The following is a 9,886-nucleotide window of genomic DNA, read 5'->3' as shown; positions in this document are numbered from 1 at the left end:
TGGCGGAGGGGGAGGGATTCGAACCCTCGAAGCCTTTCGACTTACTCGCTTTCCAGGCGAGCTCCTTCGACCACTCGGACACCCCTCCGCATTTTGTGTCTGGATTCGAGGCGCTGATTGACCGCTGCTGGGCCGGGCGACATCTCCTCTAGAACGGCGCACATGCTAACGCGATAAGTCCGCGTTTGCAAGCCGCTTTTTCCTGGCAGACCACGTCAGGCGGCTGACAGGACGGCATAATTTCCGCTTGCTTCAAGGCAGAGGGTGTCGTCACACCAGAGCTGGAAATTCAGGGTGAGCCGCCCCCTGCCGCGGGAAGCGAGCTGTTCGGACAGGGTGATGGGGCCCTCCTCGCTTTCGGGCTGGCAAACCAGCCGGTAGTCGCCGGTAACAGGGGCGAGAAAGCGCTGGCTGGCCGTGGCAACAACCACGTCACGATCCAGGCTGTGGCGACGCAGCCAGAGGGTGACCCAGCACCAGCCGAGCAGCGCGATCTGGGCGGCGAAGGCGCCACCGAAGCCGGTGCCCTTGTCGTTGAGGCTGGGTGCCAGATCCAGTTCCCAGATCAGCCGTTCCTCGTCACGCTGCATGGAACGGATGCTCAGGTGCTCGACCATAGGAATCGCCTCGGCGAGCCAGTCGAGGAAGACGTCCGGCGCGTCTTCCTGGCCGGGAGATGGCAGGGGCAGGCGCGGGTAAGGAGTTCCAATCTCTCGCATGGCTAGCTCCAGTGTTCGACGAAGGCGTCGATGTCGTGTTCGGCAACCGGCTTGTGGCGCCCGGCGAGTTGGCCAAGATAGACGAATGCGACGACCTGGTCCTCCTCGTCCAGGCCAAGGCCCTTGCGTACGGTCGTATCGAAGGCATACTTGCCGCTGCGCCACATGGCCCCCAGCCCCAGGGCATGGGCGGCGAGGAGAATGCCGTGGGCAGCGCAACCGGCGGAGATGACCTGTTCTATCTTGGGGACCTTGGGTTCGTCCGGGGTGACCCTGGCGATCACGGCAATGATCATGGGCGCACGCAGGGGCTTCTTGCGCGCCGCCGCCAGCACCTCATCCCCCGCGTGGGGATCTTCACGAAACTCGGCCTCGGCAAAGAGTTCGCCCAGCCGGGAGAGGCCCTCCCCGGAAAACTCGATGAAGCGCCAGGGGCGCAGTTCCTTGTGATCCGGGGCACGCAGGGCCGCCCGGTAGATCGCCTCGAGCTGCTCGGCACTCGGCGCTGGCCCGGTCAATTTTCCCATGGAACTGCGTTCATGCAGCAGCTGCATCGCTTCCATGATCCTCTCCTGTGCGGCATGTCGATTCAGGACGTTATCAGAAATCCAGTTCATGACGGTATCAAACCAGCCGTTCATGACGGGTCGGTATCCGTTGAGGACAATACACAGGGGACTACTGGCGCGCCAGCCTTAAGGGCATCGGCGGACGCTCACCGGGCGTGCCCCGCCAGGGGCTGATATCGAGCCCGCCACGTCGTACATAGCGCGCCAGCACCAGCAGCCGCTCCGGCCTGCCACGGCTCATCAGGTCGCAGAAGATGCGCTCGACACAATGCTCATGGAAGTCCTGGTGCTGTCGGTAGCCGATCAGATAGCGCAGCAGCCCTTCCCGGTCGAGCCGCGGGCCCTGGTAGCGGATCAGCACGCTGCCCCAGTCGGGCTGGCCGGTGACCGGACAGTTGGACTTGAGCAGATGGGAATGGAGCGTCTCCTCGACGACCTCCTCCCCCACCCTCAGGTGCTCGACGCTGGGGCGGTAGTCGGTGATCTCGATATCCAGATCGTCGAGGCAGTCCCCCGGCAGCTTGCGGGGCATCAGCGCCGGTTCATCCAGATCGAAGAGCGCCACAGAGACGTCCGCCCCGGCGGCCACCGCCAGGTCATGCTCCAGCACCTCGATCACCCGTTCGCGACTCTCGAAGCGGGTCTGATTGAAGCCGTTAAGGTAGAGCTTCCAGGACTTGGACTCGATCAGATTGGGCGACTCCGCCGGCAAGCGGAATCGCCCCACCGCCACGATGGGTTTACCCCTGGCATTGAGCCAGGAGACTTCGAAGGCGTGCCACTCGTCTTCGCCGACGAAGGGCAAGGCGTCCGCCTGGATGCCCAGCGGCGCGCGGTTGGCGGCGCGGGGGATCGGATAGAGCAAACCGGCATCGTAGCAGTCGGGATAGGCGGACTCGCGGCCGAGAGCCGAATGTTCGAGAGTATCGGGACGGTCCATGGCCATCACCCCCTGATGCCCTTGCCGTTTTCCAGCATCCACAGGGCAATGCCGAAAAGCACCGAGATGAACAGTAGAACGGCGGTCAGCGCCCAGCCAACGGGAATGTCGGAGACACCCAGGAAGCCGTAGCGGAAGACATTGACCATGTAGAGGATGGGATTGAGCATCGACACGCCCTGCCAGAATGGCGGCAGCAGGGAGATGGAGTAGAAGACTCCGCCCAGGTAGGTCAGCGGCGTCAGGATGAAGGTCGGCACGATGGAGATATCGTCGAATTTCTTGCCCAGCAAGGCGTTGATGAAGCCGCCGATGGAGAATAGCGCCGCGGTGAGCACCACCACGAAGATCGTCAGCAAGGGATGCGCGACCTCGATGCGGGTGAAGAACAGCGAGACGATGGTGACGATCACGCCTACCCCCAGGCCGCGAGCCATGCCGCCCAGCACGAAGCCGGCCAGGATCACCCAGCTGGGCATGGGCGAGACCATCATCTCCTCGATGGAGCGCTGGAACTTGTTGGCAAAGAAGCTCGAGGCGACGTTGGAATAGCTGTTGGTGATCACCGCCATCATGATCAGACCGGGCACGATGAAGTCCATGTAAGTGAAGCCATCCATCTCGCCGATTCGCGAACCGATCAGGTTGCCGAAGATGATGAAGTACATGGTCATGGTGATGGAGGGCGGCAAGAGGGTCTGGGGCCAGATACGCGTGAAGCGCTTGACCTCCTTGTGAACCAGGGTCCAGAGGGCAATGGCGAGCCGGGTGGCATTCATGCGCGCGCCTCCTTGGCCGCCGCCATGGCCTTGTCGCGGTTCTCGTTGCCCTGCTCCACCATGGTCATGAACATCTCCTCGAGGCGGTTGGCACGGTTGCGCATGGAGACCACCTGGATCCCCTGCTCGCCGAGGGCAGTGAAGACATCGTTCAGGCGCTGGCCGCGATGCACCACCACGGCCAACTGGGCACCATCCACCTGGCGAACCTCGAAACCGTCGATCACCGGCGGCTCATCCAGAGAATGGGCCAGGTCGAGGAGGAAGGTCTCGGTGTTCAGCTCGGCGAGCAGGGAGCGGACACTTGTGTTCCGGATGATCTCGCCGTGGTTGATGATCGCCACGTTGCGACAGAGACTCTCGGCCTCCTCGAGATTGTGGGTGGTCAGGATGATGGTGGTGCCCTCCTCCCGGTTGATGCGCCTGAGGTACTCCCACATGCTGCGTCGAAGTTCGATATCCACGCTGGCAGTAGGCTCGTCGAGGATCAGCATCCGGGGGCGATGCATCAGCGCTCGTGCGATCATCAACCGGCGCTTCATGCCGCCCGAGAGCTCACGGGCACTGCCATCGCTCTTTTCCCAGAGGCCCAGGTCCGTCAACAGCTGCTTGGCCCTGGGCAGGGCCTTGCGACGCGACATGCCGAAGTAGCCGGCCTGGGCCAGCACGATGTCGATGACCTTCTCGAACTGGCTGAAGTTGAATTCCTGGGGCACCACGCCGAGGTGGAACTTGGCACGCGGAAAGTCGTGCTCGATGTCGATGCCGAAGATCGAGACCTTGCCGGCGCTCTTCTGCACCAGGGAACAGACGACGCCCAGGGTGGTCGACTTGCCGGCCCCGTTGGGTCCCAGCAGCGCGAAGAAATCGCCCTCGGCGACATCGAGATCGATCCCCTTGAGGGCCTCGAACCCATTACCGTAAACCTTGGTCAGACCACGGATGGAAAGCGCCGGTTCGGCCATGCGGACTCCCGTCGAAGCTGAAGAGAAAGAGTTGAAGAGAAAGACAAGAAAGAGTCCATGAAATGGGGGCCACGCGTTGGACTTCAAGGCCACGCCGTATCCAGCCATCTCACCGGGGCGGGGAGGATGGACGGATGCAACGAAAGGTAATGGCGTCCCATAGGGGGTTCGAACCCCTGTTACCGCCGTGAAAGGGCGGTGTCCTGGGCCACTAGACGAATGGGACGTAAGAGGGCGCAAAAAGTGAAGCGAATGGAGCGGGGATCACACTATCAAGGGGTGGCGCAAGGGGTGGCGTCCCATAGGGGGTTCGAACCCCTGTTACCGCCGTGAAAGGGCGGTGTCCTGGACCACTAGACGAATGGGACACACTGTCTCACCTCAGCGAGGTGGCGCGAATAGTAACGAGCGCTCCCGGGGCTGTCAAGCAGGCGGCTCGCTCTCGTTGACGAGCAAAAGCCGATGACCGACATTCATTGACAACACCCACCCGGGTTGATGTCACAATGACCTTATCGAGCAGCCCGACCAGGAGAGTCACAGCATGCGAAGGAAGATCGAGAAGAGCGACGCCGAGTGGCGAGCGGAACTGACGCCGGAGCAATACCGCGTGACCCGTCAGAAGGGAACCGGGCCGCCCTTCAGCGGCGGCTACCGGGTCACCAACGAGCATGGGATCTATCACTGCACCTGCTGCCACGCCCCCTTGTTCGAGAATGAGCACAAGTTCGATGCCGGTTGCGGCTGGCCCAGCTTCGACCGCTCCTTCACCGCCCAGTGCGTGGAGGAAAACCACGACGATTCCGCGGGGATGCAGCGCACCGAGGTCATCTGCGCACGCTGCGACGCCCATCTGGGCCATGTCTTCCCCGACGGCCCCCCCGAGACCACCGGCCTGCGCTACTGCATCAACTCGGTGGCGATCGAGTTCCACGCCGGGGAGTAAACCCGGCCCGGCAGCGCCCTCCCCTGAGGCGGCCGTCCATCTGCTATGATGGGCGGCCGTTTTGATACACGCTCACGCAGGCAGGAGAGGCAGGATGCTCGGCTGGTACCCGGGACACATGAACAAGGCGCGCCGGCAGATCCTCGAGGCCCTGCCGGAAATCGACGTGGTGATCGAGGTCCTCGACGCCCGTCTGCCCTATTCCAGCGCCAATCCCATGCTGGCCGAGCTGACACGCCACAAGCCGGTACTCAAGATCCTCTCCCGGGCCGACCTCGCCGACCCCGAGCGTACTCGTGAATGGACCCAGCACTTCGATGCCCAAGCCGATACCCGAGCGCTGGCGGTGACCACCACCCAGGCACGGGAACTCAAGCGCATCCCGGGGCTCTGCCATGAACTGGCAGGTCAGGTCCGCGCCGACCGCGATGTACGGGTGATGGTCATGGGCATTCCCAATGTGGGCAAATCGACGCTGATCAACGGCCTGGCCGGGCGCACCATCGCCAGGACCGGCAACGAACCCGCGGTCACCAAGCGTCAACAGAAGGTACGCATCGGCGGCCGGGTAGCGCTGATCGACACCCCCGGGGTGCTCTGGCCCAAGATCGAGGACCAGGCCAGCGCCTATCGCCTGGCCGCCAGCGGGGCGATTCGTGATACCGCCATTGACTACGTGGAGGTGGCCCTGGTCACCGCCGCCGAGTTGGCGAAGCGCTATCCCGACGCGCTCAAGACCCGCTACAGGCTCAAGGTTCTGCCCGCCTATGTGGCGAACCCCGAGGCCGAACGAGTCGAGGCCGATGGCCCGGTACGGGTCGACTTCCTCGCCCTGGCCGGCTTCGACGGTCATGCGATTCTCGCCGAGATCGCCTCCCGGCGCGGCGGTCTGAGGCCCGGCGGCGAGGTGGACCTCCACCGCGGCGCCGAAGTGCTGCTTCACGAGTTGCGCGACGGCAAGCTCGGCCGAATCACGCTTGAGACGCCGGCGGATATTTCCCTGGCGGACGCGCCAGGGAACGACGCTCGCGAGGATGGTCCCGCGAGCGAAAACCCCGCATAATCAGCCCCCTGCATCCGTCATCACTCGCACGGTCACTGGATACTGGAACCTCATGGACACCCATCCGATCCACAAGTCCCACAAGCTCCACAATGTCTGCTACGACATCCGCGGCCCGGTCCTCGAACATGCCAAGCGCCTGGAAGAGGAAGGTCAGCGCATCCTCAAGCTGAACATCGGCAACCCGGCACCCTTCGGTTTCGAAGCACCGGAAGAGATCCTCCAGGACGTGATGCGCAACCTGCCCACAGCCCAGGGCTACTGCGACTCCAAGGGGCTCTACTCGGCGCGCAAGGCAATCATGCAGGAGTGCCAGCGCAAGGAAATCCCCGGGGTCGGCATCGAGGACATCTATATCGGCAACGGCGTTTCCGAGCTGATCGTCATGGCCATGCAGGCGCTGATCAACGATGGTGACGAGATACTGATCCCGGCGCCGGATTACCCGCTGTGGGCCGCCGCCGCCAATCTCTCCGGCGGTCGCCCGGTCCATTATCTGTGCGACGAGCAGGCGGGCTGGGCGCCGGACATGGACGACATTCGCGCCAAGATTACCAGCCACACCCGGGCCATGGTGATCATCAATCCCAACAACCCCACCGGCGCCGTCTATCCGCCGGCGGTGGTCAGCGAACTGCTCGATATCGCGCGGGAGCATGACCTGATGGTGTTCTCCGACGAGATCTACGACAAGATCCTCTACGACGGAACCGAGCATGTGTCCACGGGCGCCCTGGCATCCGAGGACCAGCTGGTGGTGACCATGAACGGGCTCTCCAAGAGCTACCGTTGCGCGGGCTTTCGCTCGGGGTGGATGATCCTCTCGGGGCATCTCGCCATGCAGCGTGCTGCCGACTTCATCCAGGGCCTGACCATGCTCGCCTCGATGCGGCTGTGCGCCAATGTCCCGGCCCAGCATGCCATCTAGACCGCCCTGGGCGGCTACCAGTCGGTCAACGACTTGATCCTGCCCGGCGGACGCCTGCTGGCCCAGCGCGACATCACCATCGAGATGCTCAATGCCATTCCCGGGGTGAGCTGTGTCAAGCCGCTGGGCGCCCTCTACGCCTTCCCCAGGCTCGACCCCAAGGTATTCAATATCCAGGACGACCAGCAGCTGGTACTCGACCTGCTGCTTCAGGAGAAGATCCTGCTGGTCCAGGGCACGGCCTTCAACTGGCCCGAGCCAGACCATGTGCGCATCGTCACCCTGCCCTGGGCCGATCAGCTCGAGGACGCCCTGGACCGTTTCGCGCGCTTCCTGTCGCGCTACCGCCAGTAGGCCGGGTGTCCTTTTGCCCGCCGCTTGAAACCCGGGTGGCCCGCCCGTATCTAAGCAACAGTTTCCGGAAGCCGCCGGAGTGCGGCACCTCCCCCTTGACGACTGATGGAGACCCTACCTGATGATGAGAATCCTGCTCTTCCTGGGCACCAACCTGGCGGTGATCATCGTCGCCAGCATCACCCTGCGCCTGCTGGGCTTGGAGGCCTATCTGCAAGCCAACGGCATGAACACGATAGGGCTGCTGATCTTCTGCTTCATCTTCGGCATGGCGGGGTCGATGATATCGCTGTTCATCTCCAAGTGGATGGCCAAGCGCAGCACTGGCACGGTGGTGATCGAGACCCCTTCCAACGCCACCGAGAAGTGGCTGGTAGACACCGTGGCGGCCCTGGCGAAGGACGCCGGCATCAAGACGCCGGAAGTTGGCATCTTCCCCGCTCAGCAGTCCAACGCCTTCGCCACCGGCTGGAAGAAGGACGATGCCATGGTGGCGGTATCGGCGGGCCTGCTCAATCGCATGCAACCCGATGAAGTGCGCGCGGTGCTGGCCCACGAGATCGGCCACGTCGCCAACGGCGACATGGTGACCCTGGCGCTCATCCAGGGGGTGCTCAACACCTTCGTGCTGTTCTTCGCCCGAGTGGTCGCACAGCTTGTCGACAGCTTTCTGCGCCGCGACGGCGAAGGCGGCCTGGGCTTCATGGGCTACTTCGTAGTGGTCATCGTGGCCGAGATCGTCTTCGGCCTGATCGCCTCGGTCATCGTCGCCTGGTTCTCGCGTTTCCGCGAATACCGCGCCGATACCGCCGGTGCGCAGCTCGCCGGCAGCGGCGCCATGATCAATGCCTTGGCACGGCTAAAGGCCGAGACCGAGATGCCCGACCAGATGCCCGACACCCTGCGTGCCATGGCCATTACCAAGGGCCAGACGCGCTCGTTGATGGAACGCTTCTTCGCCAGCCACCCGCCACTGGATGATCGCATCCGTGCGCTGAAGGAAGCCGCCTATCGGCAGTAGGCGGCGGGCTGGTGCGGCTCAGCCCAGCGATACCCGGAAGCCCGCGCCTTTCAGCAGCAGCTCCAGCTCTGCCCCCGCCCCGCGAAGCGTGACGTCGAGCGTCGCGAACTCCCGGCGCCGTGGGTAATTGGCACGACAGGCGTCGAATCCTCCGGCCATGCCCAGTCGTCGCGACTCGCGTCGCAGGCTGTCGTGGTCACGACGAGGGTCGTGGACGGCACGGCAGCAAAGCCGCAGGGCCTCCTCGGGCGCCAGGCCCCCTCCCAGTGCCAGGCTCACCACGGATGGTGGGGGCAGCAGGTCATCGAGGGTCAGCCGGCCTGGCAGGTCGAGATGGCGTGCAAGCGCCAGATAGATCTGGTGGGTGCCGCGCAGCTTGCCGTCCAGGCTGTAGCCGGCGACATGCGGCGTGGCAATCTCGGCGAGATCCGCCAGGGCGGAGTCGATGGCAGGCTCCTGCTCCCAGACATCGAGGACCGCGGTGATATCACCCTGCCCCGCGAGCCGCTGGCGAAGCGCTTGACCATCCACGCAGTCGCCGCGCCCGGCGTTGAGCAACACCGTCCCCGGGGCCAGGTCGGCGATGCGCTGTGCATCGAGCAGGTGGCGAGTGCCATGGGGCCCCTCCCTGGCCAACGGGGTATGCAGGCAGATCACATCGCACTCGTCGATCAGGGACGCCAGATCATGGAAGCCCTCGGGGCCTTCTGCTTCAGCCCGGGGCGGATCACAGGCCAGGCAGTCGATTCCCATGGCGGTGAGCCGGCCGAGCAGCCGGCCGCCGACATTACCGACCCCGACGATGCCCACCCGACGCTCGTTCAGCTGCCAGCCCTGGCGCTCGCCAAGGGTCGAGAGGCTGCCGAGCACATGGTCCACCACCGCCTCGGCATTGCAACCGGGAGCGCTGGCAAAGGCGATGCCGCGCTCGGCCAGGGCTTGCTCATCCACATGATCGGTGCCGATGGTGCAGGTGCCGACAAAGCGTAGCCGCCTCGCCCCCTCGACCAGCGGCTCATCGACCCGGGTAATGGAGCGTACCACCAGGGCATCGGCGTCGCGCAGCGCCGCGGCATCGATCTGGCGACTCGGCAACCGGATCACCTCACCCAGCTGACCGAAGCAGGCCTCGGCGGCCGGAACATTGGCATCCACGACGATTCGCATCAATTCCCTCCTCGCTGGCGCCCTCGCGGGGCTTGTTCGGCCGGGGCATGCCATTACAATACGACCGTTCATCCTCGGGCGTCATCGATTCACCAGGCCCCCACCTCATGGAGACACCATGATCATCTGCTGGGAAACCGACCATGACTATGTCCTTCTGCATATCCATCAGGACATGTTCGGCGACTGGATCTTCAGCCGTGCCTGGGGACAGATCGGCACCCAGTTCGGCGGACTGAAGCACCAGCTGGCCGAGGATCGTGACCAGGCGCTGATGTGGCTCGAGGATGAAATCACCATCCAGGCCTCGCGGGGCTTTCGCAAGGTGCTGGAGGTCGAGGACCAGAGCCCGGAAGGTCGAGAGGCCGTCGAGCAGTTGTCGCTGCTGGACTCGCTGTAAGCGAATGGCACAAGGCACAAGGCACAAGGCACAAG

At 64.0% G+C, this 9,886-nt stretch carries 10 protein-coding genes, 3 tRNA genes and 1 pseudogene; 5 read left to right on the top strand and 9 right to left on the bottom strand.

All coding sequences use genetic code 11. The features are described from left to right. The 8 genes from ACESMD_RS09525 to ACESMD_RS09490 all read right to left on the bottom strand — a co-directional run bounded on the left by ACESMD_RS09525 (position 1) and on the right by ACESMD_RS09490 (position 4,340). Positions 1-88 (bottom strand) — tRNA-Ser (locus ACESMD_RS09525). Between the two features lie 127 nt (positions 89-215). Continuing rightward, entirely contained in the window at positions 216-719 is a 504-nt protein-coding gene (locus ACESMD_RS09520; RefSeq protein WP_372612579.1) for a YiiD C-terminal domain-containing protein, read from the bottom strand. A 2-nt stretch (positions 720-721) separates the two neighbouring features. Continuing rightward, entirely contained in the window at positions 722-1,282 is a 561-nt protein-coding gene (locus tag ACESMD_RS09515) for a nitroreductase family protein (RefSeq protein ID WP_372612577.1), read from the bottom strand. Positions 1,283-1,397: 115 nt separating this feature from the next. Next, positions 1,398-2,234 carry an NADPH-dependent 7-cyano-7-deazaguanine reductase QueF gene (queF, locus tag ACESMD_RS09510; protein ID WP_372612575.1) on the bottom strand — a complete coding sequence of 279 codons (837 nt, stop codon included), beginning with the start codon at positions 2,232-2,234 and terminating at the stop codon, positions 1,398-1,400. Then, positions 2,234-3,007 carry an ABC transporter permease gene (locus ACESMD_RS09505; RefSeq protein ID WP_372612573.1) on the bottom strand — a complete coding sequence of 258 codons (774 nt, stop codon included), beginning with the start codon at positions 3,005-3,007 and terminating at the stop codon, positions 2,234-2,236. The genes queF and ACESMD_RS09505 overlap by 1 nt, the downstream gene beginning before the upstream one ends. Then, on the bottom strand, positions 3,004-3,972 hold the full coding sequence (locus ACESMD_RS09500) for an ABC transporter ATP-binding protein (protein ID WP_372612571.1): 969 nt from the start codon (positions 3,970-3,972) through the stop codon (positions 3,004-3,006). Before ACESMD_RS09500 ends, ACESMD_RS09505 begins: the two co-directional genes overlap by 4 nt. A gap of 150 nt (positions 3,973-4,122) precedes the next feature. Beyond that, positions 4,123-4,198, bottom strand: a tRNA-Glu gene (locus ACESMD_RS09495). Between the two features lie 66 nt (positions 4,199-4,264). Further along, positions 4,265-4,340: transfer RNA gene (locus ACESMD_RS09490), tRNA-Glu, on the bottom strand. A 176-nt stretch (positions 4,341-4,516) separates the two neighbouring features. On the opposite strand from ACESMD_RS09490, the gene msrB reads away from it, so the two are divergent. The 4 genes and pseudogenes from msrB (at position 4,517) to htpX (ending at position 8,284) form a co-directional block, all read left to right on the top strand. After that, positions 4,517-4,918 (top strand): peptide-methionine (R)-S-oxide reductase MsrB, encoded by a 402-nt coding sequence (msrB, locus tag ACESMD_RS09485; RefSeq protein ID WP_372612569.1) that lies wholly within the window; start codon positions 4,517-4,519, stop codon positions 4,916-4,918. Between the two features lie 94 nt (positions 4,919-5,012). Next, on the top strand, positions 5,013-5,981 hold the full coding sequence (gene ylqF, locus ACESMD_RS09480; protein ID WP_372612567.1) for a ribosome biogenesis GTPase YlqF: 969 nt from the start codon (positions 5,013-5,015) through the stop codon (positions 5,979-5,981). Positions 5,982-6,033: 52 nt separating this feature from the next. Then, positions 6,034-7,263, top strand: a pseudogene (locus tag ACESMD_RS09475) (pyridoxal phosphate-dependent aminotransferase). Positions 7,264-7,384: 121 nt separating this feature from the next. Continuing rightward, positions 7,385-8,284, top strand: coding sequence for a protease HtpX (htpX, locus tag ACESMD_RS09470; RefSeq protein ID WP_372612565.1), 900 nt, complete (start codon positions 7,385-7,387; stop codon positions 8,282-8,284). 18 nt (positions 8,285-8,302) lie between these two features. Here htpX and pdxB read toward each other — a convergent pair whose 3' ends face one another. Then, positions 8,303-9,451 (bottom strand): 4-phosphoerythronate dehydrogenase PdxB, encoded by a 1,149-nt coding sequence (gene pdxB / locus ACESMD_RS09465; RefSeq protein ID WP_372612563.1) that lies wholly within the window; start codon positions 9,449-9,451, stop codon positions 8,303-8,305. Positions 9,452-9,569: 118 nt separating this feature from the next. Here pdxB and ACESMD_RS09460 point away from each other — a divergent pair, with 118 nt between their 5' ends. Then, positions 9,570-9,851, top strand: coding sequence for a hypothetical protein (locus ACESMD_RS09460; protein ID WP_372612561.1), 282 nt, complete (start codon positions 9,570-9,572; stop codon positions 9,849-9,851). Positions 9,852-9,886 lie beyond the last annotated feature (35 nt).

Source organism: Halomonas sp. (genome assembly GCF_041689495.1).
Classification (GTDB): Bacteria; Pseudomonadota; Gammaproteobacteria; order Pseudomonadales; family Halomonadaceae; genus Halomonas.
The sequence above is the reverse complement of the archived record's forward strand: the minus strand, read 5'-3'. Positions and strand labels throughout refer to the sequence as shown.